The sequence below is a fragment of the Kribbella sp. NPDC020701 genome (genome assembly GCF_055562215.1).
Genome location: NZ_JBVHFT010000003.1, coordinates 577,306 through 603,487, shown reverse-complemented (window position 1 = coordinate 603,487; position 26,182 = coordinate 577,306). Strand labels below are relative to the sequence as shown.

The following is a 26,182-nucleotide window of genomic DNA, read 5'->3' as shown; positions in this document are numbered from 1 at the left end:
GATCCTGGTCGCGGCCTTGACCCAGCCGGGTGGTCTTCGGCAGGGTGTCACTGTAATCATGCATCATGCACGATTCGTGGTGAGAGAGCCAGAGAGGCGACACATGCTGAGGTTCGACGAGGTCGGCGTCCTGCCGGAACCCGGGGACAACGCGGCGATCTGTTCCCGCCGGCTCGACGCCGGTACGCCGATCGACCTCGACGGCACCGTGATCACGCTGCCGCACACGATCCTCGAAGGACATCGCTTCATCGTCCGCCCGGTCGCCCGGGGCGAGGCGATCACCTCCTGGAACACCCCGTTCGCCCGGGCTTCCCGTGACCTGGTCCCCGGCGACTACGTGTGTACGCCGACCAGCCTCGCGGCCGTCACCGCCCGCGGAGTGGAGGGTCTTCCGGCCCAGCCTTCGGCGACCAACGAGCCCCTCGACCCGTACGAGCTCGACGAGTCCGCACTCAACCTCGGCCGGCAGGTGACCAGCGTCGAGCAACCCGGTACCTTCCTCGGCTACCCCCGCGAGCAGGGCGCCGCGGGCACCCGCAACCACGTGGTCCTGCTGGCGACCAGTTCCCGTAACAGTGGCTTCGTCACCGAGCTCGCCCGCCGCTTCGACGGCGCGGCCGCCGGCGACGGCGTCGTACCGGTGGCGCACACCGAGGGCGGCGAGGACGAGGTCCCGAACAACCTGCACTTCCTGCTCGCCACGCTGGCCGGTTTCACGCTGAACCCGAACGTCGGCGCAGTCCTGATCGTGGACACCGGCGACGACGTGGTCTCCGGCCAGGCCATCAAGGACTTCATGGCCGAGCACGACTACCCGTCGATCAACGTGCCGCACGCGTTCTTCACCCGCCAGGCCGGCTTCGAGCATGACCTCACCGCGGCCGGTGCGCTGGTCGAGCCGTGGCTGCCGATTGTCGACAATCAGACGCGCGCTGAGGTCCCGCTCGCGGATCTGAAGATCGCCTTGCAGTGCGGCGGATCTGACGCGTTCTCCGGGATCTCGGCCAACCCGCTCTCCGGTCTGGTCGGCGCGGAGGTGATCAAACACGGCGGCACCGCCGTACTCGCGGAGACCGACGAGCTGATCGGCGCGGAACCCTACGTGCTGAAGAACGTCCGCGACCTGGCGACCGCGCGGCGGTTCCTCACCACGATCCGCTCGTTCAAGGAGCGCGTCGGCTGGCACGGCCACACCGCGGAGGGCAACCCGTCCGGCGGCAACGTGTATCGCGGTCTCTACAACATCGTCCTGAAGTCGATCGGCGCCGCCCGCAAGCTGCCCCGCGAGGTCCGGTTGGACCACGTGATCGACTACGGCGAGCCGCTGCCCGGCAACGGCTACATCTTCATGGACAGCCCCGGCAACGACCTCGAGTCGGTAGCCGGCCAGATCGGCAGCGGCTGCAACCTGATCTTCTTCACCACCGGGAACGGCTCGATCACGAACTTCCCGTTCGTCCCAACCCTCAAGTTCGTCACCACCAGTGCCCGGTACGAGCGGCTGCACGCGGAGATGGACGTGGACGCGGGCAAGTACCTCACCGGTACGCCGATGGCCGACCTGACCGCGGAGACCTTCGACCTGACCGTCCGGGTCGCGTCCGGCGAACCGAGCGCGGGGGAGCGGGCGGGCCACAGCCAGGTGTCGATCTGGCGGAACTGGAAGCAGAACGGGCCGCGCGAGGGCATCTCGATCACCACCGACGGCCGCACGAGCCGCAAGCTGACCGACCTCCCGGCCGACGACCGCGACGCGCCACTCGACGGCCTCCCGCTTGCGGGTCTCGGCGCTGACGGCCGGACGTCCGCACGCCTGCTGCAGGTCGACGACCGGCTCGTCCCCGAGGCCGTCGGCCTGATCCTGCCGACCAGCCTGTGCTCGGGACAGATCGCCTTGCGGCTAGCAGCTCAGGCGGAGCTGGAGAAATGGGCCGGCGACGCGGTCACGCGGATGGTCGCGCTCCCGCACACCGAGGGCTGCGGCAGCAGTGGCGGCGCGTCCGAGGAGACCTTCGCCCGCATCATGCTCGGCTACCTCCTGCACCCGAACACTCGGATGGCGCTCCTGCTGGAGCACGGCTGCGAGAAGACGCACAACGACTACTTCCGCTCGCGTCTGGTCGAGGCCGGCGCGGATCCGTCCCGCTTCGGCTGGGCCAGCATCCAGGCGGACGGTGGACTCGACGCTGTCGGTGCCAAGGTCAAGGACTGGTTCAACAGCTTCGACCTGGACGAGCCGATCGAGCAGAGTGGAGACCTCGGCGCCCTCACGGTCGGCCTGGAAGCGCGCGGCGCGTTGACCGATACGACCGCCGAGGCGCTGGCCCTGATCGGCCGGGAGATCGTGGGCGCCGGCGGTTCCGTCGTACTGTCGTCGCGCGGTGCACTGCTCGCGGATCCGGGCTTCCGCTCGGCCGCCTTCGGTTCGGCGGACGAGGTCGGCCCGACGATCGCGCACGGCCAGCGACTCGCCCAGCCGGGCTGGCACGTGATGCGGATGCCTGGTACCGATTGGATGGAGACCGCGACCGGCTTCGGTGCCTCCGGGGTCCAGCAGGTACTCGCGCATGTCGCCGGTGGAACCCTGTCCGCGCAACGGTTCGTCCCGGTCGTCGAGTTCAGCAACGACGCGGCGACGGTCGCGACGTACGGCGACGACCTCGATGCGGTCGCCACCGGGAGCGCGGCCGACCAGGCGCGGATCGGGCTGGACACGATCGCGGCGGTCGCGAGCCGGCAGCTCGTCCCCAAGGCGGTTGCGTCCGGCAACATCGGCTTCCAGATCACCCGTGGTCTCCTCGGCACCTCGATGTGAAAGGTCTTTCCATGCACTTGGTCCGTTACCAGTCGCCTGATGGCCGACCGGTGGTCGGCGTACGTACCGACGACACCGTCGCGCCGCTCGAGGGCGTCAGCAGCGTCGCGGAATTGCTCCGACTCCCGTTGGCGGAGCTGCAGACCGCAGTGGGCAAGACGGGTGAGGCGGTTCCGGTCGACGGTCTCAAGTTCCTCCCGCCCCTCGATGGGCGCGGTGAGGTCTGGTGCTCGGGCGTCACGTACGAGCGTTCCCGTGGCGCTCGGATGGAGGAGAGCACCGAGCAGTCCGTGTACGACAAGGTCTACACCGCGGACCGGCCCGAACTGTTCCAGAAGGCGCCGGCCTGGCGGGTCGTCACCGATGGCGAGCCGGTGGGGATCCGGGTCGACTCGGGTCACGACGTACCCGAGCCGGAGCTCGCGGTCGTGGCCAACAGTCACGGCGAGATCGTCGGCTTCACGGTCTGCAACGACATGAGCTCGCGCTCGATCGAGGGCGTGAACCCGCTGTACGTGCCGCAGGCCAAGCTGTTCGCGGGCGGTTGCGCACTGGCGACCGGGATCCGGCCGGTCTGGGAGGTCGAGAACCCGAAGGACCTCGAGATCGGCGTGGTCATCGAGCGCGCGGGCGACGAGGTGTTCGCGGACACGACGTCGACCGCGAAGCTGGTCCGCGAGCTCCAGGACCTGATCGACGTGCTGTTCCTGCCGAACGACTTCCCGGACGGCGTGATCCTGGCGACCGGTACCGGGATCGTCCCGGACTTGGACTTCGCGCTGGCCGAGGGCGACGTCATCACGATCACGATCGCAGGGGTCGGCACCCTGACGAATACGGTGGCCACCGGCCGGGAACCCTTCGCGTTCCTGGCAACCGAGAACTTGGAGGGAAAGAGATGACCCCGGACACCGGCGCCGGCTCGACGCCACGCACCGTCTCCGACACCACTCCCGCGGAGCTCGAGCAGGCGCTCGTCGCGGCTGCCGCGGCGGCGCCCGCCTTCGGTAGCTCCGAGCCCGCGACCCGGGCCGGGTGGATCCGCGCGGCCGCCGATGCGCTGGACGCGGCGGCCGGCGAATTGGTGCCGATCGCGATGCGTGAGTCGTCGCTGCCCGAGGCGCGGCTGACCGGCGAGGTCGCACGGAGCACCGGTCAGCTGCGGATGTTCGCGGACGTGCTCGACGAGGGCTCGCTGCTCGAGGTCATCATCGACACCGCCGACGCACAGGCCAAGCCGGTGCCGCGGCCGGATCTGCGGCGCGTCCTCGTGCCGCTCGGCCCGGTGCTGGTGTTTGCCGCCAGCAACTTCCCGTTCGCGTTCAGCGTCTGTGGTGGCGACACCGCGTCCGCGCTGGCCGCCGGTTGCCCGGTGATCGTCAAGGCGCACCCGGGCCATCCCGAGCTGTCCGCGCGTACGGCCGAGGTGATGATCGAGGCACTGCGGACAGCTGGTGCTCCGGACGGCTCGTTCGGCCTGATCCAGGGCTTCGACGTCGGCGTCACCGCGCTGAAGGACCCGCGGATCACCGCGGCCGGCTTCACCGGTTCGGTCCCGGCCGGCAAGGCGCTGCACGAGATCGCGGTCACGCGGCCCGAGCCGATCCCGTTCTACGGCGAGCTCGGCAGCCTGAACCCGGTCTTCGTCACCCAGGCCGCGATCGATGCCCGCGGCAAGGACATCGCAACCGGGTATGTCGGTTCCTTCACCCTCGGCGTTGGTCAGTTCTGCACCAAGCCGGGCCTGCTCTTCCTGCCGGCCGGCCACGGCCTCCAGGAGCAGCTCGCTTCAGCAGTCGATGGAGTGGCACAAGCGCCGATGCTGAACGACCGGATCAAGGACGGCTTCGGCTCCGGCCTCGACCGGCTGCAGAAGGTCGACGGCGTCCGGGTCTGGGCGTCCGGTGCCGCAACGTTGCTGCAGACAACGGTCTCCGAGTTGCTCGCCCGCCGTGACGAGATTCTCGAGGAGTGCTTCGGACCGGTCTCGATCGTGGTCGAGTACTCCTCGCTGGATGAGCTGCGTGCGGCAGTCGAGGCGTTCGAGGGCAACCTCACCGCGACGCTGCACGCCGAGGACTCTGATGTGGAGCTGGCGTCGGAGCTCCTGCCGTTGCTGACGGCAAGGGCCGGTCGCGTGCTCTGGAACGGCTGGCCGACCGGAGTCGCGGTGTCGTGGGCACAGCACCACGGCGGTCCGTTCCCGTCGACAGTCGGCTCGATCCACACCAGCGTCGGAGTGACCGCGGCCCGCCGCTTCCAGCGGCCCGTGGCATACCAGGACGCTCCCGATGCGGTGCTGCCCGTCGTACTGAAGGACTCGAACCCGGCCGGCATCAGCCGCCGGGTGAACGGGACCGTGACCACAGGTGAGGTGTCTCGATGACTGATCTGCCCCCGACCAACGACCCGCGCGACGGTGAGATCCCGGTTGATGTTCCGGGTGAACCGACCCCTGAGAAGACCGGGACTACCGGTGAGCCGGGGCGTCCGGACGCGCCGATCGGGCGGCGGAGTTTCGACCACTGGTTCGGTGAGAAGGACCGCAACGGGTTCATCCACCGGTCCTGGATGCGGGCGCAGGGCTTCTCCGAGGAGGTCTTCGACGGCCGCCCGGTGATCGGCATCTGCAACACCTGGTCCGAACTCACCCCGTGCAACGCGCACCTGCGCCGGCTCGCCGACTCGGTCAAGCGCGGCGTCTGGCAGGCCGGCGGTTTCCCGCTCGAGTTCCCGGTGATGTCGCTCGGCGAGACGATGCTCCGGCCGACCGCGATGCTGTTCCGCAACCTGCTCAGCATGGACGTCGAGGAGTCGCTGCGCGGCAACCCGATCGACGGCGCGATCCTGCTGACCGGCTGCGACAAGACCACGCCCGGCTCGATCATGGGCGCCGCGAGCGTGGACCTGCCGACCTTGGTCGTGACCGGCGGTCCCATGTTGAACGGTAAATTCCGCGGCTGCGACATCGGCTCGGGTACGGCGGTCTGGCGGTTCACGCAGGACCGCAACGCCGGCCGGATGTCCGAGGAGGACTACGCGGCGGCCGAGTCGGGCATGTCCCGCAGCAACGGCCACTGCATGACCATGGGTACGGCGTCCACGATGGCCTGCATGGCCGAGGCGCTCGGACTCCAGCTGACCGGGTCGGCGGCGATCCCGGCCGTCGACTCGCGGCGCTACTCGATCGCGCAGCAGGCCGGACAGCGCATCGTGAAGATGGTCGAGGAGGACCTGAAGCCGAGCGACATCCTGACCCGCGACGCATTCGCGAACGCGGTCCGGGCGAACGCGGCGATCGGCGGCTCGACCAACGCCGTCATCCACCTGCTCGCGATCGCCGGCCGGGTCGGTGTCGACCTGACGCTGGACGACATGGACGAGTGGGCTCGGGGCGTCCCGTGGCTGGTGGACCTGCAGCCGTCGGGCAAGTACCTGATGGAGGACTTCTACTACGCCGGCGGCCTGCCCGCGGTGATGCGGGAGATCCTGCCGCTGCTCAAGGCCGACGCCATCACGGTGACAGGCAAGACCATGGGTGAGAACGTCGCCCGGGCCGAGCGGACCGACTGGAGCGGTCAGGAGGGTCAGCCTGCGACCGCGGTGATCCGTCCTGTCGGCGACCCACTCGGCAGCGGTGCGGGAACCGCCGTACTGAAGGGCAACCTGGCCCCCGACGGCGCGGTCATCAAGCAGTCGGCTGCGTCGGAGCGGTTCATGCAGCACCGCGGCAAGGCGCTGGTGTTCAGCAGCATCGAGGAGTACGACAAGGCGGTCGACGACCCGGACCTCGACGTCGACGAGGACACGGTGCTCGTCCTGCAGAACTCGGGTCCGCGCGGCTACCCCGGCATGCCCGAGGTCGGCAACATGACGATCCCGCGCAAGCTCGCCGAGATCGGCGTCGACGACATGGTGCGGATCTCGGACGCGCGGATGAGCGGTACGGCGTACGGCACCGTCGTACTGCATGTCACGCCGGAAGCGGCTGTGGGTGGGCCGTTGGCGCTCGTGCGGACCGGTGACTGGATCGAGCTCGACGTGTCCGCCCGGCGGTTGCATCTGGACGTGTCCGACGAGGAACTGGAGAAGCGGCGGGCCGATTGGCAGCCGCCGGCGCCACCGACCGACCGAGGCTGGGCGCGGCTGTACGTCGACCACGTGACGCAGGCGAACCAGGGCTGCGACCTGGACTTCCTGATCGGCCGCACCGGCTCGGCCGTCGCCCGACAGAGCCACTGATGTCGCAGTCACAGCCGCCCTCCTCACAACCGCCGGCCTCCTCTTCACAACCGCCGGCCTCCTCGCTACCGCCGAGCGAAGCGAGGCGTTCTTGGGGACCCTTCGAGGCGGTCCGCGGATTGCGGCCGTCCGGTGTGATCCCGCAGGTGACGCCGATCCGGCGGATCCTCTCGGATCTGCCGGTCTCGGCCGACCCGTACGCCGATGCGTTGACTGCTTTGGAACCCCTGCGCGGCCGGATCCTCCCCGGCGCGCGGATCGCGGTGACCGCGGGCAGCCGCGGCATCCACGACCTCGTGCCAGTGGTTCGCGCTGCGGTGGACTGGCTGACATCGGTGGGCGCCGCGCCGTTCGTGATCCCGGCCATGGGCTCGCACGGCGGCGCGACCGCCGACGGCCAGCGGGAGATGCTCGCCGGCCTCGGCATCACCCCAGAGTCCGTCGGCTGTCCGATCGAGGCGACGATGGAGACGGTCGTCGTCGGCACCCTGCCCGACGGCACCGAGATCCATCACGACGCGATCGCCGCCAAGGCGGACGGCGTACTGCTGGTCAACCGGGTCAAACCGCACACCGACTTCCATGGCCCGATCGAGAGCGGCATCGCCAAGGTCCTCGCGATTGGTCTCGGCAACCACGTCGGCGCCGCCTCACTGCACGCCGGCGGCATCCCGTCGCTCGGCGCCAACATCGAAGCCGCTGCCCGGATGGTCGTTGCGCAGGGCAAGATCCTCGGTGGCCTGGCGATCCTCGAGAACTCGAGAGAGCAGACGGCCTCGGTCGAGCTGCTCGAAGCCGAGGGGATCGCGGAGGCGGCTGAGAGCGCCTTGCTGCAAAGGGCTTCCAGCATGCTCGGGCGGCTGCCGTTCGACGAGCTCGACGTACTGGTCGTGGACGAGATGGGCAAGGACAAGTCCGGGGCCGGGATGGACACGAACGTGATCGGCCGGTGCTGGGTGCACGGGATCCCCGAGTTCGAGACGCCGTCGATCGCCGCGATCAGCGTGCACTCGCTGTCCCCGGCCTCGCACGGGAACGCGTCCGGCTTGGGCATGGCGGACGTGATGCCGGCCCGCCTGCTGGAGCAGATCGACCTGCGGGTGAGCTATGTGAACGCCCTGACCTCCGGTGCCGGCGGAGCGCGCCGGTCCCGGTTGCCGATGGTGATGGAAGACGACGAGGCCGCCGTCCTCGCCGCCGTGACGATGTGCGGCCGGCGACACTGGTCCGAGCTCCGGCTGGCCCGGATCAAGGACACGCTTTCCCCGAACGAGTTGATGGTGACGCCGGCCCTGCTGACCGAGGCAAGTGACCGATTCGACCTGGAGATCACCGGTACGGCGCGGGACCTGACGTCGGCCGGGCGGCTCGGACCCTGGAGTGACAGATGAACCTTCGCGAGGCACACGCACTGCTGGCCGATCGTGGCTTCCGCCCGGGCGAGACGTCCACGCGGACGTTCCCGGACGGCTCGCCGTACAAGGTGGAGATCCCTTCCTGTGAAGGGCCGCGGGTGATGACCGCGGTGCTGGAGGAGGCGAAGACCCGCGGTGTCACCATCGACCGCGTCTCGCAGGGCAGCGGCGTGATGATGCTGACCGACGGCGAGATCGAGGAGATGCTCTCGCTCGGTGCTGCGTCCGGGGTCGAGGTCTGCCTGTTCCTCGGACCGCGTGGCGCGTGGGACATCGGTGGACAGGCCAAGGTGTCGGCCGCGGTCGGTGGGGTTGCGCGGGGCAACGAGATGGTTGCCGCGTCCCTGTGTGATGCGTACCGTGCGGTGGAGCTCGGCGTACGGAGCTTGCTGGTCGGGGACATCGGCGTATTGGAGTTGCTGGGGCAGCTGAAGATCGAAGGAGAGTTGCCTTCGGATCTCGTGCTGAAGACGTCGGTGCTGATGCCGTTGCCGAACGCACCGACCGCCCGGTTGTACGAGCGGCTGGGGGCGACGAGTCTGAACGTGTCGACGGACCTGCCGGTGCATGTGCTGGCGGAGATCCGGTCGGTGACGACCGTGCCGATCGACATGTACATCGAGGTGCCCGATGACCAGGGCGGGCATGTGCGGTTCTACGACGTACCGGAGATCGTTCGGGTCGCGGCGCCGGTGTACCTGAAGATGGGGCTGCGGAACGCGCCGAACATCTACCCGGTGGGTGCGCATCTGTCCGGTACGGCGGAAGCACTCGGGCGGGAGCGGGTACGCCGGGCGGAGTTGATCCTCCGACTGCTGGCCGAACAGGATGAGGGATGACCTCAGATCCGCTGGTCGCGCGGTTGCGTTCGTCGTTGGGTGATTCGGCGGTCATCGACGATCCCGACGTACTGGACAGTCATCGCAACGACCACGCGACCTTCTGCACTGCGGGCATTCCCAGGGTTCTCGTTCGCCCTCTGAGCACCGCGGACGTGCAGGCGGTCATGCTTGCGGCCGGATCCTTCGGCGTTCCGGTCGTCACCCAGGGCGCCCGCACAGGTCTCTCAGGTGCGGCGAATGCCATCGACGGCTGCATCCTGCTGTCCACCGCGCGGATGAACCGCATCGTGGAGGTCTCTGTCGAAGACCAGGTCGCCGTCGTTCAGCCCGGTGTGGTGAACGCGGATCTGTCGAGAGCCGTCCTGGAGAAGGACCTGTTCTACCCGCCCGATCCGTCGTCGTGGGAAATGTCCACGGTGGGTGGGAACATCGCGACCAACGCCGGTGGGCTGTGTTGTGTGAAGTACGGCGTGACGTCGGATTTCGTGCGTGGACTGGAGGTGGTGCTGGCGTCGGGCGAGGTCGTGCGCACCGGCCGGCGATCGGCGAAGGGCGTTGCGGGCTATGACCTGACCCGGTTGATGGTCGGGTCCGAAGGCACGTTGGGCGTGGTCACCGAGGCGACGCTCGCGCTGCGGCCTGCGCCGGAGGCGGCGCTGACCGCGGCGGCCACCTTCCTGTCCATCGAGGACGGGATCGCCGCCGCGGCTGCGATCATGTCATCGGGCCTGCGTCCGTCCCTGCTCGAGTTCCTGGATCGTCCGACCTTGCATGCCATCCAGAACTACCGCGACATGGGACTCCCCGAGGATGTCGGATCGATGCTGATCGCCCAGTCCGACCGCGGTCCGCGCGCCGCTGAGGACGTGGCCCGCATCGCGGCGATCTGCACGGAGCATGGCGCCATCGACGTTGCTGAAGCGTCGGACGCAGAGGAGTCGCGGATGCTGCTCGAGGCTCGCCGGCTGGTGAACTCGGCGCTCGAGCCTCTCGGGGTGACGCTGATCGACGACGTCGCCGTACCGCGGTCGAAGCTGGTCGCGTTGCTGCGGGGGATCGCGGAGATCGGCGCGAAGTACGACGTACTGATTTGTTGCCCTGGGCATGTGGGGGACGGGAACATGCATCCGACGGTCGTCTTCGACCGCGACGATCCGGCGGCCGAGGTGCGGGCGCTGGAGGCTTTCGGCGCGGTGATGGAGCTCGGGCTGTCGCTGGGCGGAACGATCACCGGCGAGCACGGCATCGGCACGCTGAAGGCCCGCTGGCTGGAGACCGAACTCGGATCGGTCGGGCTCGAACTGCACCGCCGGATCAAGCAGGCCTTCGATCCGGACAATCTGCTCAATCCTGGGAAGGTTCTCGTTTGATGGTGGTCGACGTCGAGCCGTCGGACAGCCCGGATGATCTGCGACGGAAGGCCTCGACGGTCCGGCCGTCGCCGCGGCAGGTCGCGTGGCAGCGGCAGGAGCTGACGGCGTTCGTGCACTTCGGGCCGAACACGTTCACCGATCTGGAGTGGGGGACAGGGGTCGACGATCCGGCCGTGTTCGACCCCTCCGCGCTGGATTGCTCGCAGTGGGTTCGTACATTGGTGTCCGCCGGTTTCAAGAGCGTGATCCTGACGGCCAAGCATCACGACGGGTTCTGCCTGTGGCCGAGTCGGTACCTGCCGCACACCGTTGCCGCGAGCCCGTATCGCGGCGACGTCCTGGCATCGCTGGCGAAGGCTTGCCGGGAGCATAGGCTGGGCTTGGGGTTCTATCTGTCGCCGGCTGATCTGTATCAGGAGAAGGCGCCAGGTGGGTACTACGGGAACGGCAGTCCTGTGGTGTCTTCGGAGATCCCTTCGCTGGATCATGGTGGTGCACGGTTCCGGTACGACGTCGATGACTACAACCGGTTCTATCTGAACCAGTTGTACGAGTTGCTGACGGAGTACGGGCCGGTTGCGGAGGTTTGGCTGGACGGTGCGAATCCGACGAGCAGTGCGCAGGGCTACGCGTATGAGGCTTGGTTCGATCTGATTCGGCAGCTCGCGCCCGATGCGACTATCGCGGTCGGTGGACCGGACGTGCGGTGGGTGGGCAACGAAGACGGGTTGGCTCGGGAGACGGAGTGGAGCGTCGTACCGTTCGCCGGCGGCGAGATGGTCGCGGCTCAGAGCGCGGCGGCCGTTGCTGGTCCCGCTGAACTGCTTCGGGCGGAGCAACTCAGGTGGTATCCGGCGGAGGTCGACGTCTCCATCCGGCCGGGCTGGTTCTACCACGCCGCTGAGGATGCGGCGGTGAAGTCGTTGCCGGAACTCCTGGACATCTATCGCAAGTCGGTCGGCCGCAACGCCGTACTGCTCCTGAACATCCCACCCGACCGCCGCGGGTTGTTCGCCGCGCCCGATGTCGAGCGGCTGGGGGAGTTCGGTGCTGCGGTGCGCGAGTATTACGACGCCGAGGTTCAGTTGCCCGGGACCTTCAACGTGATCGGCCTCCGCGAGAACATCGAGTCCGGCCAGCAAGTCGAGTCCTTCGCCGTCGACGCTCACGTCAACGACTCGTGGACGGAGATCGCCACCGGCACCACCATCGGCCACCGCCGCCTGCTACCGCTCCCCGAGCCCGTCTCCGCAACCGCCGTCCGCGCACGGATCCTCTCGACCCGCGCGGACGCCGACATCACCCTCTCCGTCCACTACGACCCAACCGTCCCCCTGCCCGGAGTCGAACCAGGACCCGAGCCTTCGGAAAGCCCGGTGTGATTCCGTCACCAGAGGGTTAGTACGCCGCCATCCGGGTGCTGAAGATGGCGGCGTACAGCTTGTGTGTGTTACTCCTCGACTGTGACCACTCGGACCCAGTCGGAGCAGTCGGCTTCGCACCACACGTGATCCCCACGGTGTGCGATTCGATCGCGCTGCACGTGCCCGCAGGCCAGCAGCACCCGCCGCATCGCGTGACCCTGTTCGACCGGAGCACCGGTCCTACCACCGGGCACTCGCTTTCTGTTCTTGAGGTCGGCCATAGCCGGTCCTCCTCTCTTGTCACTTGGTTTTGTTGCCCAAGGCATCTTCGCCTCGAGCCGTGCAGGAGGCAGGATTCGAACCTGCTCAGCCGGAACGACGGGTTTACAGCCCGCCCCACCTCACCCACGGTGGCGCTCCTGCTCATCGCCGGGGAAGGTAGCGACCTACCGTCGCGCAGTACTGCTGGTACTCATCCCCGAACAGCTCGGTCAGCCGTCGTTCCTCACTCAGAACCTCGCGGTGCACCACCGCGCCGACCAACGGCAGCGTCGTCAGAACCCACCCGGACCCCGCGGCCAGTCCGATCCCCAGGTGGAGCAACGCCCAGCCGACGTACATGGGATTGCGTGTGACGCCGTACGGCCCGGTGGTCACGAGTTCTCGGGGCCGGCCCAAGTCCGTGCTCCCCGCTGCCTTCAACGATCGCGCGATGATCACGCTTCCCGCGGCGACGATCGTGTATCCGACAGATCGTCGTACCGGGCGAAGCCTCCACGGTCGCACCTGCTCCAGCGCGATCCCGGCCGCGATCCCGGCCAGTTCGGCCTCGGGGATCGGGACGTTCCGCAGCACTGCGGTCAGCTCGGCGTTCGTGTGGCTTCCTCGAGCACGGAGGCGAATGCGTCCGGCCGTTCGATGTGCGGGACGTGTCCGGCGTCGTCGATCACCTGCAACGGCCAGCCGAGCCGGGTGCTTGCATCCTGGGCAAGACTCAGTGGAACGAATCGGTCCTTGGCACCCCACAGCAGGGTCGTCGGCACGTCGATGCGCTCGCGAACCTGTTTGGTGCCAGCAGCAACCAGTCGGCGCATCGTCCGCTTGACGTGTGGCACGACCGCGCGGCTCCGCGTGTACGTGGTGAAGGCGTCGAGCCAGTCCGGGTCGTGCCGTCGTACGCGGTCGAGGTCGGCGAACGCCCAGCGCTCGAACCGCTCCATGTTCGCCTCGGAAGGACGCAACGCGAACCTGATCGCCACTGCGCGGAGTCCGATCGGCATCCGGTACGGGCCGACACCAGGCGCTGCGTAGATCACCAATCGGCGCAGTTGCGCTCCGTGGCCTGCCGCGAACCGTGCAGCCAGAGTGCCGAGCAGCGAATGCGCGACCAGAGTCGGAGGCTCCTCACACGTCAGCCGGAGCAACGCGGTCATCCAGCCGGCGAAGGTCTCCAGGTCCAACCGACCGGCCGGCTGGGACTCTCCAAGGCCAGGTACGTCGGGGACGACGAGCCGGTGGTGCTGCGCAAGGCGGGAGACGACTGGCGCCCAGTAGATCCCTCCGCACTCGACTCCCCCGTGCAGCAGGAGCAGTGGAGGACCGTCCCCACCCTCGAGCACCGTCGTACCGATGCCGTCGACCTCAAGCCGCCGCTCCTCGACGGCGAGGCCTCTCATCAGCCGAGTCCGCGCCTTCTCCTCCATAGCCAGCTCACCTCGCTACCGACCCTAGGCGCCGGCCGCTGCCCTTCGCTTCCGAAGAACTTCGCAGTCCCAGGCAGCCGGGACCTGCGCAAAACCACGTACCCCGTACCGGATTCGAACCGGTGATCTTCCGGCTGAGAACCGGACGTCCTGACCACTAGACCAACAGGGCTGGCAGGGCGGCCGGTCTTCCCCGGCCGCCCAGCGGTGAGAGCGAGATTCGAACTCGCGAGCCGGCATCAACCGACCGACGGTTTAGCAAACCGCTGCCCTTGCCCACAGGCGGACCTCACCAAAACGTACACAACAACGGGTAGTGGCCCCTCACCCCAGCGGATCCACTCACCCAACCACGCTCACCAACCCGGCCGTCTACCCACCACTACCCGTCCTTCGGTACGCCACCACGTCCCCCGCGCAGCCGCTCACCCCCGCCTGACGACCCAGCCCAAACTCCACTACCTCCTGTCCTTACGCCCGCCGCCCGCCGTCTCCCCTGACGACGGCGGGCGGCCCCTTCAGCCCTTGACGCAGATGATCTGCTTGAGATGGGCGACGACCTCGACCAGGTCGGACTGGGCGGCGATGACGGACTCGATGTCCTTGTAGGCCGCGGGGACCTCGTCGATCACCCCGGCGTCCTTGCGAGACTCGACGCCCGCGGTCTGTGCGACCAGGTCATCGACGGTGTACCGGCGCTTCGCCTCGTTGCGGCTCATCCGCCGGCCTGCGCCGTGAGAGGCCGAGTAGAAGGACCGCTCCGAGCCCAGCCCACGGACGACGTACGACCCGGTGCCCATCGACCCCGGGATCAGCCCGAGGTCCCCGAGCCCGGCCCGGATCGCGCCCTTGCGCGTGACCAGCAGGTCGAGCCCGTCGATGTGCTCCTCGGCCACGTAGTTGTGGTGGCACGAGATCGGCTGCTCGAACCGCACCTCCTGCGCAAACGATTCCCGCACCGCCTGCATCACCAGCCCGAGCATGACCGCGCGGTTGCGGGACGCGTACTCCTGCGCCCACGTGAGGTCCCGCCGGTACGCGTCCATCTCCGCCGTACCCGACAGGAACACCGCGAGATCACGGTCCGGCAGGTCCGCGTTGTGCGGCAGTCCCCCCGCGATCCGCATGTGCCGCTCGGCGAGTTCCTTGCCGATGTTGCGGCTGCCCGAGTGCAGCATCAGCCAGACCCGGTCCTCGTCGTCGAGGCAGACCTCGATGAAGTGGTTCCCGCCGCCGAGCGAACCCATCTGCTGCTTGGCCTTCCGCTCCCGGTCCTGCACTCCGTCGTGCAGGCTGGTGAACCGGCTCCACAGCCGATCCCACGGCCGCGGGTCGAGCCCGAGCCGACGTACGCCGACCGGGTCCACGTGCGCCCGGAATCCGACCGGTACGGCGGCCTCGATCCGGGACCGGATCGCCGACAGGTCATCCGGTAGGTCCACGGCCGTCAGCGAGGTCACGACGCCTTCCATCCCACACCCGATGTCGACCCCGACCGCGGCCGGCGACACCGCCTGCTTCATTGCGATCACCGACCCGACGGTCGCCCCCTTGCCGAGGTGTACGTCGGGCATCACGCGAACCCCGTGCACCCACGGCAGCGCCGAGATGTTCCGCAACTGCTGCAGCGCCTGAGCCCCCACCTCGTGCTCGGCCGCCCACATGAGCGTGGACCCCTTCGCCCCACTCAGCTCCACCGGAAACTCCACGTTCATCTCCCCACCCCTTCTCGTCACGTACGCCGAAGTACGGCGTACAGCTGCCAGGGCAGGGCTCGAACCTGCGGGGCCTCGGGTCAGAACCGAGGGTGGGTCACCGTCGCCCACCTGGCATCGCACTCCGCCGCGACGCCGGATGGGGTCGCGTCAGAGCGCTAGCTCGGCACGCGAAGGGATCCACGGCTGCCATCGCAGTGGCATGCCGGCCTCTTCGGGCGTACGCGAGCCCTTCTTCTCGTTGCACGCTGCGTGTGCGGCGACGGCGTTCAGCCACTCACCGCGTCCACCGCGGGATCGCGGCACCACGTGATCCATCGTGGTGGCGCCGGGCTTGCCGCAGTACGCACAGGTGAACTTGTCCCGCTTCAGTACGCCGGCCCGCGTGTACTGCAGCCGGCCCGACGCGTACCGCCACTTCGTCACCACGTACCGGACCAGTCGGAGCACCCGGGGAAGAGGGAACGGTCCGATGCTGGCGCCGTCGTGCGCTTCCTCGACGACGGCGACCTCGCGGACGAGCATGCGGATGGCGTGCGGGATCGACACGACATGGAGCTGCTCGTACGAGGCGTTCAGCACGATCACACCGCTCATGTGGTTCCTCCTCCCCTCCAGTGTGCCCGACCGCACGCAGCCAGGTCGGTGATCTCGGTGTCGGTACGACGTTCTGTCCGGTACGGCGCTCGCCAGCGGGACCGGCGTACGACGCTCGTACCGAGGGTGTCCGACGGGGCTCGAACCCGCTTCCTCCGGGGCCACATCCCGATGCATCGGCCGCTTCTGCTTCGGACACAGCACGCCCGGCAGGATTCGAACCTGCACCCTCCTGCTTCGTAGGCAGGCACTCTCTCCGGTTGAGCCACGGGCGTTCGGTGCCCTGCGCCGGATGTGGTGCGGAGTTCCGACGCAGGGCACGTCTGTGGCGCCCGCTCGGCCGGTAGCAAGCATCCTGCGGGCGCCTGGTCCAGCTGGAGGGACTCGAACCCCCGACGTCCTCAACCCAAATGAGGTGGCCTAGCCGCTGGCCGACAGCTGGTGACGTCCCCGGGGCGTTGCGGGCCCCAGGGACGGTCGCCCGTTCCCGGGCGTCTTCCCCGGCGCACGAGCGGCGCCGCAGGGAAGGTCTCCCGGGCCGTCGGTGACCCGGGAGAAAATGCGATGAATGTCCAGTTGTCAATTGTTCGTGCCGATATCCGTGAATACCGGAAAAAGCATCGGTGGAAGGAATTGAACCCTCGTGAGCCGGGTTTGGAATCCGGTCTGCACCCAGTGCGCACCGACGTAGCCGAAAAGGCAAAGAAAAAGGAGCCGCCTGCTGCCGGTAGCCCGGCTCAGACGACTCCTGGGAGACTCTCCCGCGAGGAGATCACCCAGGTGGGCCGCCCGCACTCGGGCTCAGCTCGGCCTCGAGCTGGTGATAGCTGAAGTCTTCACGCACGGATCGCAGACATGCCGACAAAACCATGGGGCCAGGCCGCCATGCCTTTCTCGGGTTCCGCGTGCCGTACACGATGTCTCCTCTGTCAGTTTGGTCCGTGCGGGAATTAGTCTGACCCATCCCACTCAGCCACGTCAACGCATTTGCCGAATCAATTGTTCCCACGCCTATTTCCCGGCCATCCGACGTACGCCGGGTCCCTCAGGTTCCACCCCACCCACAGCCAGCCACCAACCAACTACCAGCCGGCACCCGCCATCCAATCCCGTCCGCTGGCCCGGGCCCCCGCCGTACCGCCCCCCTCCAGCACCCCGCCCACCCCCTCTGATCCCGCCCCGGGAGGTATCCGATTCGGAATCACCCCCACCCTCCCGCTACACTCTTGCCTCGGTACCCGCCGCCTTAGCTCAGTCGGCAGAGCGTCTCACTCGTAATGAGAAGGTCGTCGGTTCGATTCCGACAGGCGGCTCCACCCAAACCCAGGTCAGAGGCCACTCTGCGCCTGGGGTTTCCTCGTTCACGGCACCTCGTGGTGCGGGTCGTGGTGCGAACGGGTTCTGTGATCCCCGGCATGGCCAAGGAGATGTCGAAGCCGAAGCGGCCCCGCGTTGATCTCGGCTGGTTGACACCCGGTTAGGAAACCGCCGCACCCCGCCGACATGCGCCCCTCCAGGCGTAACCAGCCACCACCGGTTCGGCCCGTTTCGACCCCAGACGACACGAATCGACGCCTGTTTGTTCCCACGCTGAGCTGGTGAGCGTGACGCATCCTCGCCGCGCGCAGTTGGTCACCGAGCACAGTGGCATGCCGGACAGTGGCAGCGATCTGCGGCCACGCTGCGGGCTTGGACAGCACAGTCGGTGTAGACGGCATCAACGGTGGAAGACGCCGTTACGTTCGCTCCATACCTCGGCGACGACGGTCTGCTGCCCGTGCCGGTCTGATGTGTAGGTGAATCCGTCGTCGCTTTCGACGTGGAACCAGACCGAGGCTGGGCCCCGCACAAATGTCCCGCCGACATCCTTCACGTCGTCGTCGACGCGACCGCGTTCGCCGCCGCCCTTCCAACTCACCTTCATCGCCAAGGTGCCGATGGCGATTGGAGGCTTGTGCTGCAGTGAGGCGATGGTGTCGTGGAAGTCAGGCAGGATCACGTCCTGGACCACCAGCGTCGCGCGGCCGTGTGTGGTGTCGGCCGACACGTTGTCAGGGTGGGCTCGGTTGGTCCAGAACAACCCGGCGGCGGAGATCCCGGGGTTGAAGTCGTGGGTCTGGGTTGCGAAGGTGGGGTCGACCGACCCCTCGAAGACGTCGACTCAATAGAAGGTGAACGTGCCGACGCTCTGCCGGCCGTCGAGTCCGATGAACGTGCCGTCCATGAACCGGACGTCGACCTCGAAGGCGTGGGCCGCGTTGGCGCCGGTTCCCCGACCGTCGATGATCGCTGCCGCGACGTTCCCGTTGAAGTTGGTGATCGTGCTGGGTTCCCCCTCCCCGGGGAGGAACACGTGGAAGACCTCGCCTCCCGGGGTGAGCTGGAAGCCACCTGGGATCGGTCGCGCCGCAGCGGTCGAAAGATGACGACCCTTCGCCGGATGCGCTGCTGCGGCAGGCGCGCCGACTAACCAGCCTCCGCCGACGGCGGTGCCGGTGAGTCCAGCGGCACCGGCCATGAAGTGACGTCTGCCCAGCCCCTGGAGCTGACGCGGCGTCCGGTCCGGCGTCGTTGTTCCCCTAGCGGTTCTCGGCAGCATCCCAGCCACCCCCTCCGGTCGCTCGTTTTTGACCATACGCCCGCCCCAGGACCCGCGCCAGCGTCGATGCCGTCGCGATGTCACGGCCCGCGGAGGGTGGGGTGCTCAGCCGCGCACCAGGACGTCGTACGCGGTCCGCTCGACCAGCTCACCGACGATCGGGCAGCCCGGGAGCTCTGCGGCGACCAGCAGCCCGCCCGACGTCTGCGCGTCGGCGAGCAGTAGTTGCTCGACCTCGGGTAGTGATCCGAAGTCCGTGCCCGGTCCGACCCACGCGAGGTTGCGACGGGTGCCGCCGCTGATGTAGCCGGCGGCCGCAGACTTGCGGGCCCCGTCCAGGTACGGCACTGCGGCGGCATCGATGACCGCAGTCACACCACTGGCCCGGGCGAGCTTGACGAGATGGCCCAGCAGTCCGAAGCCAGTGATGTCGGTCGCGCAGCGAGCGCCGGCGGCCAGTGCCGCCTGCGAGGCGAGCTCATTGAGCGCGGCCATTGTCTCGACCGCCTGCGGGAACATCTCGCCGGTCTGCTTGTGCCGGTTGTTGAGCACGCCCAACCCGAGTGGCTTGCTCAACGACAGCGGGTCTCCCGCCACTCCCGCGTCGTTGCGCAGCAGCCGGGCGGGATCCACCAGGCCCGTGACCGCCATCCCGTATTTCGGCTCCGGGTCGTCGATGCTGTGGCCACCCCCGACGTGGCAATGGGCCTCGCGGGCGACGGCGAGCCCGCCGCGCAGAACCTCCTTGGCAAGCTCGAACGGCAGCACGTCCCGCGGCCACGCCAACAGATTCACCCCGACCAGCGGCCGCCCGCCCATGGCGTAAACGTCCGAGAGCGCGTTCGCGGCGGCTATGCGCCCCCAGTCGTACGGGTCGTCGACCACCGGAGTGAAGAAGTCTGCGGTGGCGACGACGGCCAGGTCGGCGCTCAGCCGTACGACGGCCGCGTCGTCGCCGTTCTCGAGCCCTACCAGCAGGTCGTCATCCACGGGGCCGCCGAGCAGGTCGGCAACGACCAGCTCCAATTCGCCGGGAGGGATTTTGCAGGCGCAGCCCCCACCGTGAGCGTAATGAGTCAGCCGGTAGGTGCCCGCGCCGGTCGTCATGTCACACCCTTCCCGCTGGCGGACCTAGTGCCCACAGCGTAGAGCCGCACCTCCAGGATGAATATGGAGATGCACGCGGATGCCGCGACCCATCGCCCTGCCGCTTCGGGTAGTCCTATGCTGGCGAACGGAGGCGTCAGGGTGTCTGGTGGCCCCCGCGGTCTTCAAAACCGTCCGGGACCGAGGATCTCGGTCCGGCGGGTTCGATTCCCGTCCGCCTCCGCCATCTTTCGTGAGTCGATGACGAGACGGGCGCGCCGCCGTACCGTCGAGGAGTGGTCGACGAACGACGCCGGATCCCGCGGGTCGACGGTCTGTTGGCGGACCCGCGGCTGGCCGACGCGCAGGAACGCCTGGGGCGGGCGTTGGTCAGGCAGCTGGTCAACGAGGTCCAGGACCGGGCGCGCCGGGGTGAGATCACGCCCGAGCAGGTGGCCGACGTCGTCGTGGCGGAGCTGCCACCGCGCGCGAGCGGGATGCGTCCGGTCGTGAACGCGACCGGTGTGCTGCTGCACACCAATCTCGGCCGGGCGCCGCTGTCCGCGGCCGCCGTCGACGCGGTGGTCGGAGCAGCGGCATGCGTCGACGTCGAGTTCGACGTGGATACCGGTCGGCGCGCTCGCCGCGGCCGACAGGTTCTGAAGGCACTCACGGCGGCCGTGCCGGCGGCAGAAGCTGTGCACGTGGTGAACAACAACGCGGCCGCCCTGGCGCTCGTGGCGACGGCGCTCGCAGCGGGCCGGGAAATCGTGCTGAGCCGGGGCGAGCTGGTGGAGATCGGCGATGGGTTCCGCATTCCCGACCTACTGACGTCGACCGGGGCGCGCCTGCGCGAGGTCGGGACCACGAATCGTACGACGCTCCGCGACTACGCCGAGGCACTTGGACCGCAGACCGGTTTCGTGTTGAAGGTGCACCCGTCGAACTTCGTGGTGACGGGGTTCACCGCCGACGTGTCGGTGCGAGAGCTAGCTTCTTTGAACGTACCCCTCGTGGTCGACATCGGATCCGGCCTGCTCGCCCCAGACCCCTCGCTGCCGGCCGAGCCCGACGCCGCGACGACGCTCAGGCATGGTGCCACCCTGGTCACCGCCAGCGGGGACAAACTGCTCGGCGGACCGCAGTGCGGCTTCCTGCTTGGTGATCGCAGGTCCGTGGAACGGCTGCGCCGCCATCCGCTCGCCCGAGCGATGCGTGTCGACAAGCTGACCCTCGCCGCGCTGGAAGCGACCCTCCGCGGACCGACCTCCCCGACGGCGCGCATGCTGCACGCGAGCGCCGACGAACTCGAGGCACGCGCCAGCACCTTGCTGGTCGGCCTCACCGCGCTGGACGTCGACGTACAAGCTGTGCCGAGCCAAGCCAGTACCGGAGGCGGCGGCGCGCCAGGACTAGTGCTGGCTAGTACTGCGTTGAGCGTCCCGGCGGAGTACGCGGAGGTACTCCGGACCCACGACCCCGTCGTCGTCGGACGGATGCACGCTGGACGGCTCCTGCTCGACCTGCGGAGCGTCCCACCCGAGCTGGATCACGTGCTGCACGAAGCGATCACCCGCGCAGCCCGACGGGCTTGACATGCACGTCATCGCGACCGCCGGCCACGTCGACCACGGCAAGTCCACGCTGGTCCGCGCACTGAGCGGAATGGATCCGGACCGGTGGGCCGAGGAGCACCGACGCGGCATGACCATCGACCTCGGTTTCGCCTGGACGACCCTGGAATCGGGGCATACGGTCGCGTTCGTCGACGTACCCGGCCATGAGCGGTTCATCGGCAACATGCTCGCCGGCATCGGACCCGCTCCGGCCGTCATGTTCGTCGTCGCCGCCGATGAGGGCTGGAAGCAACAATCCGCTGAGCACCTCGCCGCGCTCGACGCTCTCGGCGTCTGCCACGGGGTAATGGTCATCAGCCGTTGCGACCTCGCCTCGCCCGCACCCGCGTTGGCCACCGCTCGGCACGAGCTCGCGACGACATCGCTGAACGGGATCGAGCCGGTCTGTGTGAGCGCAACGACCGGTGCGGGTATGGACGACCTTCGGGACGCGCTGTCGCGGTTGGTCGCAGCCCTGCCGCCACCCGATCGGGAGCGTGCGGTGCGGCTCTGGGTGGACCGGGCGTTCACCATCCGCGGCGCCGGCACCGTGGTGACTGGCACACTGACCGCGGGAGCGATCTCGGCCGGCGACAACCTTACGATCGCGCCCGGGGAGCACCGTTCGCGCGTTCGCGGCGTGGAGTCGCTAAAGGCCCACGTGTTCTCGGTGCAAGCCGTGGCCAGGGTTGCGGTCAACCTGCGGCATCTGCCCGTGAGCCAGATCCGGCGCGGCAGCGCTCTGCTCACGCCCGAAGCCTGGGACACAACGAGGCTGGTCGATGTGCGGGCCTCTGGGCAGTTGCCTCCCCAGGTACTCGTTCACGTCGGATCGGCTGCCGTCGCGGCCCGGGTGCGGCCCTTCGGCGCGGACCTCGCCCGGCTGATTCTGGTGTCGCCGCTGCCGCTGCAGATCGGGGATCGACTGCTACTGCGCGACCCGGGCAGCAGGCGAATCGTCGGCGCTACCGTGCTCGACGTACGACCGCCAGAGCTCGTCCGCCGCGGCGACGGCGCTCTGCGACGTGCCGAGCTGGCCGCGATGACCGGACACCCGGACCCGGTGTCCGAATTGCGCCGACGCCGCGTCGTCGCTGTGGCAGACCTGCGCCGGATGGGCTGCCCGACGCCGGCCGGCGTTACCCCGGTCGCCGGCGATTGGCTGCTCGACCCCGCGTACCGCGACGAGCTGCAAGCACGGCTCGCCGCCGAGGTCGACTCCTACGCGGCCAGCCATCCCCTGGAACGGGGCCTGCCCGTCGAGGCCGCGCGCCGGCGACTAGACCTGCCCGACCGCCGGCTTGTCGACGCCCTGGTGGCGCCACCCCTGGCTGCCATGGCCGGACGGGTTCTGCGGGCACCAGACCGACACATCCTCCCACCGGAAGTGGCGTCGGCGGTGGAGACGATCCGCGCCGACCTGGCGACCGCCCCGTTCGCGGCACCCGATGCCGACAGGCTCTCGTCACTCGGCCTGACACCGGCGAAGCTCGCCGCCGCGGTCCGCACCGGCGCACTCCTGCAGGTCGGCGACGGCGTCTACCTCACCCCCGAAGCCCCCGACCTCGCCGTGCAGCGGCTCGCTGAGCTTCCGCAGCCGTTCACCGTCCGCGACGCACGGATCGCGCTCGGCACCAGCCGCCGGGTGGTCGTTCCGCTACTTCAGCTGCTGGACCGCGCAAACCTCACTCGCCGCGTCGACGACGTCCACCGCCGAGTCGTAGACCAATCCCGTCCGGACACCTAGCCCGACGCCGCAAACGGCGCCACTGCGGGCGGCCCTAGCCAGGCAGCGCCTGGACGCCGCCGGGCGGAAGCGAGACATTCTGTATGACGAGTGGCGTGGAAGGGGCGTCCGCAGCGATCGTTGGCAGTAGGTCGACTATGGGGCGAACGCCACGCGTGAGGGCCGACCTGTGGGGGGCGAGATGGGGATCGACGAGACGCTGGCCCACGTTCGGGCCGAGCTCTGCCGGCTGGACCCGGTCGCAGCTGCAGCAGCGGCGCATGAGCCGGCGACATACCTCGTCGACATCCGGCCGGAGTCTCTGCGGCGCGGCACCGGCGAGTTACCAGGCGCCATAGTCATTGAACGCAACCACCTCGAATGGCGCCTGGATCCCGGCAGCGACGCACGCATCCCCGAAGCGGCCGAGCGGGACGTTCGGTGGATCATCGTGTGCCAGAGCGGCTTCTCGTCCAGCCTCGCGGCCCACTCACTTCGCCAGATCGGCCTTGTACACACCGCCGACTTGATCGGCGGGTTCGACGCCTGGCTCGCCGCCGGCCTCCCGGTCGACCACCCAATCGAGCCAGACCGGCCTCGTGGCCCAGGTGAAGGCCCAACAGGGCGATCCCCCTCAAACAGGCGTCGCCCTGGAGGGCCTTGATCCGCAGAGATCGCTGCGGTCACGCACCACACACCCTGTCGCGACTACCAGTCGCCCGCGGCACCCCGGGTGACAACAGCCGAACCCACCAATCTTCGGGGTTCGGCTGTCACTGATCTCTTAAGACATCACAGGGTGCCCCCGGCAGGATGCGAGCCTGCACCGCGCGGTTTCGGGATGTCCCCTTCCGCGACCGCCGTGGACTTGTCGCCGAGGATGCAATCAGCAGTCCCCGCCGAGCCTGACGCCAGTCCCCGCAAGCAGCGGCCTCCCAGCCGCCCACACTTGTCCCCACATCATCTGACCCGCACCAGTTCCATGACGCCGACACGCAGCACACCCTGACACGACGCTGTGCCCCTGGCCCGCCGGCGGGGCCGGCCGGGGTGAGGGGCCGCTCCGCGCCCCCGTTTACCAATGAGCCGGGACTGTTACGTGTGCGCGGTATCAGGAGGACCAGTTCCTGGCGGGGAGATCTCGGCGAGGGCCCGTCGCGGTACGGCGAGTCGACTGGTTACGCGTTGGCCGCTGGAGCGGTGAGCCCGACCAGGTCGGCGCTTACCGCCCACAGTCGTGCGGCGACCAGTTCGTCGTAGCTGCGTTTGGAGGATCTCGTGGGCTTGTTCTTGGCGAAGTAGCGACCCGTCATCTGGTCAAGATCGGGTGCTGAGGCGAGATGGATCGAGGTCGCAGCACCCTGGGCCGGGGACTTCATGAACGGTCGCAAGACAGGAACGAACAGTCGCTGGGCGCGGCCGGGGTCGCCGGCTCCGAACGCGGTGCTCACCAGGCCGGGGTGGACGGCGTTGGCGGTGACGGAGGTGGTCTGCAGCCTTCTGGCCAGTTCGTAGGTGAAGAGGACGTTGGCGAGTTTGGACTGGTTGTAGGCGCGGGCGCCGGAGTACGACCGTTCGCCCTGGAGATCGTCGAAGTCGATGCGTCCCATCGCCTGCGCGTTGGAAGAGACCGTGACCACGCGACCCGCAGCGCTTTGCTTCAGGCTCTCGAGGAGCAGATTGGTCAGCAGGAACGGAGCGAGGTGGTTGAGGGCGAAGGTGTGCTCGAGTCCATCGGGGGTGACGTGCCGGGTGTTCCAGTAACCGCCGACGTTGTTGATCAGTACGTCGATCCGAGCGTGACGCTGGAGTACCTCGCCGGCCAGTCTCCGTACCTCCGCCTGCGAGGACAGATCCGCGACGAACAACTCCACCGGACCGCCGCCGATGGCAAGGATTTCGCCGGCCGTGTCCTCGGTACGGCCGCGATCCCGTCCGATGATCAGGACTCGTGCACCCATCGTGGCCAGACCCAGTGCGGTCGCTTTGCCGATACCTGCGGTACTACCGGTGATCAGCACCGTCTTGTCGGCCATCGGCCCGCCGTGGCTCTGCTCCATGGTGATGCTCCTTCGATTCGCAGTCAGGGCCAAGGCCCGGCCACCGTGTCAGTGAGCTTCGCTGGGCAGCCGGCGTAGCAGCATGAGGCCGATCACAACCAGCCACAACCCCCACAGGTAACTGCCGAGCAGGCCGCCCAAGTCCCAGATGGGGAATCCGGGAACAGCAGTAGCGAGGATGTCGCCCTGATTGACGAAGTACAGCGCGCTCGCGAGCACACCCAGCCAGCCGACCCAGACGGGCATCACACGGGACCGCAGGATGATGACGCTGACGGTGACCGACCAGCCAATGGCGAGGAGCTGTCCGAGATGTTCGCCGAGCAGGGCACCGCCGTACTGGTGCTGAGCGGTCCAGGCAGCCGCTACCGCCGCGCGAGTGCTTTCGTCACCAGTCATGTAGGAGTCGGCCAAGGGCGGAACGACGAAGACCCAGCGCAGGAACCCGATCAGCGACAACAGGACAGAGGCAGCCCCCAGATACGTGGCCACTCGCAATGCCGTGTCTCCACGGCGTGCGACCGCGGTCGGCAGCAGCAGAATCGCCACCCCGAGGATCGCGTAAGTCCATGCGACCGCGAACCAGGTCCACACCAGACTTGTCCCGCCGTCCGCATACTCGGGCAGCACCACATCCGCGGGTTGCCGCAGGATGTCGGGCCAGTCGAACGTCATCGACAAAACTGTCGCGGCGACCATGAAGGCCACCGTGGACACGATGAACAAGATCCCCGCAACTCGAGCGGTTCTACGTCGTCCCCCAGCCGCCACAGGCGTTGCGGCATCGGATAGAGCGGGTTCCTCGTTGCTGCCTTGATGACTACTGATTGTGTCCACGCGAACCGCCCCCAAGCACGGCCACGGACTGTGGCGGCCCTGGGGACCACTGCGCGCAATAAGCAACCGCTCGCCTCAGCATGTGCCCCGAAAGCGAGCCTGTCCATGATCGGAGAGCGACGAATGGAGACAGCAACACCCGGGCCGCGAAATGCACAAGGATCGCACCGGATCGCCCGGCGACCGGGG

20 protein-coding genes and 10 tRNA genes are annotated in these 26,182 nt (G+C 68.4%); 13 read left to right on the top strand and 17 right to left on the bottom strand.

Going from position 1 to position 26,182, the window contains the following annotated elements; translation table 11 throughout:
- The first annotated feature begins 103 nt into the window (after window positions 1-103).
- From ACZ3HV_RS10085 to ACZ3HV_RS10050, 8 genes are all read left to right on the top strand, one after another.
- Entirely contained in the window at window positions 104-2,818 is a 2,715-nt protein-coding gene (locus ACZ3HV_RS10085; RefSeq protein WP_465682761.1) for a UxaA family hydrolase, read from the top strand.
- A gap of 11 nt (window positions 2,819-2,829) precedes the next feature.
- Window positions 2,830-3,720, top strand: a complete 891-nt coding sequence (locus ACZ3HV_RS10080; protein ID WP_465682759.1) for a fumarylacetoacetate hydrolase family protein — start codon at window positions 2,830-2,832, stop codon at window positions 3,718-3,720.
- Window positions 3,717-5,204, top strand: coding sequence for an aldehyde dehydrogenase (NADP(+)) (locus tag ACZ3HV_RS10075; protein WP_465682757.1), 1,488 nt, complete (start codon window positions 3,717-3,719; stop codon window positions 5,202-5,204). The genes ACZ3HV_RS10080 and ACZ3HV_RS10075 overlap by 4 nt, the downstream gene beginning before the upstream one ends.
- Window positions 5,201-7,060: an IlvD/Edd family dehydratase gene (locus tag ACZ3HV_RS10070; RefSeq protein ID WP_465682755.1), complete on the top strand. Its 1,860-nt coding sequence runs from the start codon at window positions 5,201-5,203 to the stop codon at window positions 7,058-7,060. The genes ACZ3HV_RS10075 and ACZ3HV_RS10070 overlap by 4 nt, the downstream gene beginning before the upstream one ends.
- Before the next feature lie 146 nt (window positions 7,061-7,206).
- Complete coding sequence (locus tag ACZ3HV_RS10065; protein ID WP_465682753.1) at window positions 7,207-8,451, top strand: nickel pincer cofactor-dependent isomerase, group 22; 1,245 nt, start codon at window positions 7,207-7,209, stop codon at window positions 8,449-8,451.
- Window positions 8,448-9,314, top strand: a complete 867-nt coding sequence (locus ACZ3HV_RS10060; protein ID WP_465682751.1) for a U32 family peptidase — start codon at window positions 8,448-8,450, stop codon at window positions 9,312-9,314. Before ACZ3HV_RS10065 ends, ACZ3HV_RS10060 begins: the two co-directional genes overlap by 4 nt.
- Window positions 9,311-10,687, top strand: coding sequence for an FAD-binding oxidoreductase (locus ACZ3HV_RS10055; protein ID WP_465682749.1), 1,377 nt, complete (start codon window positions 9,311-9,313; stop codon window positions 10,685-10,687). The genes ACZ3HV_RS10060 and ACZ3HV_RS10055 overlap by 4 nt, the downstream gene beginning before the upstream one ends.
- Window positions 10,687-12,072, top strand: a complete 1,386-nt coding sequence (locus ACZ3HV_RS10050; protein ID WP_465682747.1) for an alpha-L-fucosidase — start codon at window positions 10,687-10,689, stop codon at window positions 12,070-12,072. Before ACZ3HV_RS10055 ends, ACZ3HV_RS10050 begins: the two co-directional genes overlap by 1 nt.
- A 323-nt stretch (window positions 12,073-12,395) precedes the next feature.
- Here ACZ3HV_RS10050 and ACZ3HV_RS10045 read toward each other — a convergent pair.
- The 12 genes from ACZ3HV_RS10045 to ACZ3HV_RS09990 all read right to left on the bottom strand — a co-directional run bounded on the left by ACZ3HV_RS10045 (window position 12,396) and on the right by ACZ3HV_RS09990 (window position 16,756).
- Window positions 12,396-12,477 (bottom strand) — tRNA-Tyr (locus ACZ3HV_RS10045).
- Window positions 12,478-12,909 carry a methyltransferase family protein gene (locus ACZ3HV_RS10040; protein ID WP_465682746.1) on the bottom strand — a complete coding sequence of 144 codons (432 nt, stop codon included), beginning with the start codon at window positions 12,907-12,909 and terminating at the stop codon, window positions 12,478-12,480.
- Between the two features lie 5 nt (window positions 12,910-12,914).
- Window positions 12,915-13,757 carry an alpha/beta fold hydrolase gene (locus ACZ3HV_RS10035; RefSeq protein ID WP_465682744.1) on the bottom strand — a complete coding sequence of 281 codons (843 nt, stop codon included), beginning with the start codon at window positions 13,755-13,757 and terminating at the stop codon, window positions 12,915-12,917.
- Between the two features lie 99 nt (window positions 13,758-13,856).
- Window positions 13,857-13,929 (bottom strand) — tRNA-Glu (locus ACZ3HV_RS10030).
- A 33-nt stretch (window positions 13,930-13,962) separates the two neighbouring features.
- Window positions 13,963-14,051: transfer RNA gene (locus ACZ3HV_RS10025), tRNA-Ser, on the bottom strand.
- Window positions 14,052-14,275: 224 nt separating this feature from the next.
- Window positions 14,276-15,472 (bottom strand): RtcB family protein, encoded by a 1,197-nt coding sequence (locus ACZ3HV_RS10020; protein ID WP_465682742.1) that lies wholly within the window; start codon window positions 15,470-15,472, stop codon window positions 14,276-14,278.
- A gap of 44 nt (window positions 15,473-15,516) precedes the next feature.
- Window positions 15,517-15,589, bottom strand: a tRNA-Gln gene (locus tag ACZ3HV_RS10015).
- A 33-nt stretch (window positions 15,590-15,622) separates the two neighbouring features.
- On the bottom strand, window positions 15,623-16,069 hold the full coding sequence (locus tag ACZ3HV_RS10010; protein ID WP_465682740.1) for an HNH endonuclease: 447 nt from the start codon (window positions 16,067-16,069) through the stop codon (window positions 15,623-15,625).
- A 125-nt stretch (window positions 16,070-16,194) separates the two neighbouring features.
- Window positions 16,195-16,268 (bottom strand) — tRNA-His (locus ACZ3HV_RS10005).
- 2 nt (window positions 16,269-16,270) lie between these two features.
- Window positions 16,271-16,344, bottom strand: a tRNA-Arg gene (locus tag ACZ3HV_RS10000).
- Window positions 16,345-16,435: 91 nt separating this feature from the next.
- Window positions 16,436-16,511: transfer RNA gene (locus ACZ3HV_RS09995), tRNA-Pro, on the bottom strand.
- 176 nt (window positions 16,512-16,687) lie between these two features.
- Window positions 16,688-16,756, bottom strand: a tRNA-Trp gene (locus ACZ3HV_RS09990).
- Window positions 16,757-17,309: 553 nt separating this feature from the next.
- Between ACZ3HV_RS09990 and ACZ3HV_RS09985 the strand changes: the two genes are divergently transcribed.
- Window positions 17,310-17,385: transfer RNA gene (locus tag ACZ3HV_RS09985), tRNA-Thr, on the top strand.
- A gap of 401 nt (window positions 17,386-17,786) precedes the next feature.
- On the opposite strand, the gene ACZ3HV_RS09980 is transcribed toward ACZ3HV_RS09985, so the two are convergent.
- The 3 genes from ACZ3HV_RS09980 to selD form a co-directional block, all read right to left on the bottom strand.
- Entirely contained in the window at window positions 17,787-18,116 is a 330-nt protein-coding gene (locus tag ACZ3HV_RS09980; protein WP_465682738.1) for a hypothetical protein, read from the bottom strand.
- A gap of 114 nt (window positions 18,117-18,230) precedes the next feature.
- Entirely contained in the window at window positions 18,231-18,668 is a 438-nt protein-coding gene (locus ACZ3HV_RS09975; protein ID WP_465682736.1) for a hypothetical protein, read from the bottom strand.
- Between the two features lie 105 nt (window positions 18,669-18,773).
- Window positions 18,774-19,775: a selenide, water dikinase SelD gene (gene selD / locus ACZ3HV_RS09970; RefSeq protein ID WP_465682734.1), complete on the bottom strand. Its 1,002-nt coding sequence runs from the start codon at window positions 19,773-19,775 to the stop codon at window positions 18,774-18,776.
- 129 nt (window positions 19,776-19,904) lie between these two features.
- Here selD and ACZ3HV_RS09965 point away from each other — a divergent pair.
- From ACZ3HV_RS09965 to ACZ3HV_RS09950, 4 genes are all read left to right on the top strand, one after another.
- Window positions 19,905-20,001 (top strand) — tRNA-Sec (locus ACZ3HV_RS09965).
- 49 nt (window positions 20,002-20,050) lie between these two features.
- Complete coding sequence (gene selA / locus ACZ3HV_RS09960) at window positions 20,051-21,349, top strand: L-seryl-tRNA(Sec) selenium transferase (protein WP_465682732.1); 1,299 nt, start codon at window positions 20,051-20,053, stop codon at window positions 21,347-21,349.
- A 1-nt stretch (window position 21,350) separates the two neighbouring features.
- Window positions 21,351-23,117 carry a selenocysteine-specific translation elongation factor gene (selB, locus tag ACZ3HV_RS09955; protein ID WP_465682730.1) on the top strand — a complete coding sequence of 589 codons (1,767 nt, stop codon included), beginning with the start codon at window positions 21,351-21,353 and terminating at the stop codon, window positions 23,115-23,117.
- 181 nt (window positions 23,118-23,298) lie between these two features.
- Window positions 23,299-23,760, top strand: a complete 462-nt coding sequence (locus ACZ3HV_RS09950; RefSeq protein WP_465682728.1) for a rhodanese-like domain-containing protein — start codon at window positions 23,299-23,301, stop codon at window positions 23,758-23,760.
- Window positions 23,761-24,274: 514 nt separating this feature from the next.
- Here the strand turns inward: ACZ3HV_RS09950 and ACZ3HV_RS09945 are convergent.
- Both ACZ3HV_RS09945 and ACZ3HV_RS09940 read right to left on the bottom strand, forming a co-directional pair.
- A complete protein-coding gene (locus tag ACZ3HV_RS09945) occupies window positions 24,275-25,156 on the bottom strand; it encodes an SDR family oxidoreductase (RefSeq protein WP_465682726.1) in 882 nt (293 codons plus the stop codon).
- A 48-nt stretch (window positions 25,157-25,204) separates the two neighbouring features.
- Window positions 25,205-25,927, bottom strand: coding sequence for a DUF4386 domain-containing protein (locus ACZ3HV_RS09940; protein ID WP_465682826.1), 723 nt, complete (start codon window positions 25,925-25,927; stop codon window positions 25,205-25,207).
- Between the last annotated feature and the right edge of the window lie 255 nt (window positions 25,928-26,182).

What these genes read in the sequence shown, in the direction of transcription:
- ACZ3HV_RS10075 (WP_465682757.1), top strand. Translation starts at nt 3,717, where the DNA reads ATGACCCCGGACACCGGCGCCGGCTCGACGCCACGCACCGTCTCCGAC.
- ACZ3HV_RS10035 (WP_465682744.1), bottom strand. Translation starts at nt 13,757, where the DNA reads ATGGAGGAGAAGGCGCGGACTCGGCTGATGAGAGGCCTCGCCGTCGAG.
- ACZ3HV_RS10020 (WP_465682742.1), bottom strand. Translation starts at nt 15,472, where the DNA reads ATGAACGTGGAGTTTCCGGTGGAGCTGAGTGGGGCGAAGGGGTCCACG.
- ACZ3HV_RS10070 (WP_465682755.1), top strand. Translation starts at nt 5,201, where the DNA reads ATGACTGATCTGCCCCCGACCAACGACCCGCGCGACGGTGAGATCCCG.
- ACZ3HV_RS10060 (WP_465682751.1), top strand. Translation starts at nt 8,448, where the DNA reads ATGAACCTTCGCGAGGCACACGCACTGCTGGCCGATCGTGGCTTCCGC.
- ACZ3HV_RS09975 (WP_465682736.1), bottom strand. Translation starts at nt 18,668, where the DNA reads ATGCTGCCGAGAACCGCTAGGGGAACAACGACGCCGGACCGGACGCCG.
- ACZ3HV_RS09950 (WP_465682728.1), top strand. Translation starts at nt 23,299, where the DNA reads ATGGGGATCGACGAGACGCTGGCCCACGTTCGGGCCGAGCTCTGCCGG.
- selD (WP_465682734.1), bottom strand. Translation starts at nt 19,775, where the DNA reads ATGACGACCGGCGCGGGCACCTACCGGCTGACTCATTACGCTCACGGT.
- ACZ3HV_RS09945 (WP_465682726.1), bottom strand. Translation starts at nt 25,156, where the DNA reads ATGGAGCAGAGCCACGGCGGGCCGATGGCCGACAAGACGGTGCTGATC.
- ACZ3HV_RS10055 (WP_465682749.1), top strand. Translation starts at nt 9,311, where the DNA reads ATGACCTCAGATCCGCTGGTCGCGCGGTTGCGTTCGTCGTTGGGTGAT.
- ACZ3HV_RS10010 (WP_465682740.1), bottom strand. Translation starts at nt 16,069, where the DNA reads ATGAGCGGTGTGATCGTGCTGAACGCCTCGTACGAGCAGCTCCATGTC.
- selB (WP_465682730.1), top strand. Translation starts at nt 21,351, where the DNA reads ATGCACGTCATCGCGACCGCCGGCCACGTCGACCACGGCAAGTCCACG.
- ACZ3HV_RS10080 (WP_465682759.1), top strand. Translation starts at nt 2,830, where the DNA reads ATGCACTTGGTCCGTTACCAGTCGCCTGATGGCCGACCGGTGGTCGGC.
- ACZ3HV_RS10050 (WP_465682747.1), top strand. Translation starts at nt 10,687, where the DNA reads ATGGTGGTCGACGTCGAGCCGTCGGACAGCCCGGATGATCTGCGACGG.
- ACZ3HV_RS10085 (WP_465682761.1), top strand. Translation starts at nt 104, where the DNA reads ATGCTGAGGTTCGACGAGGTCGGCGTCCTGCCGGAACCCGGGGACAAC.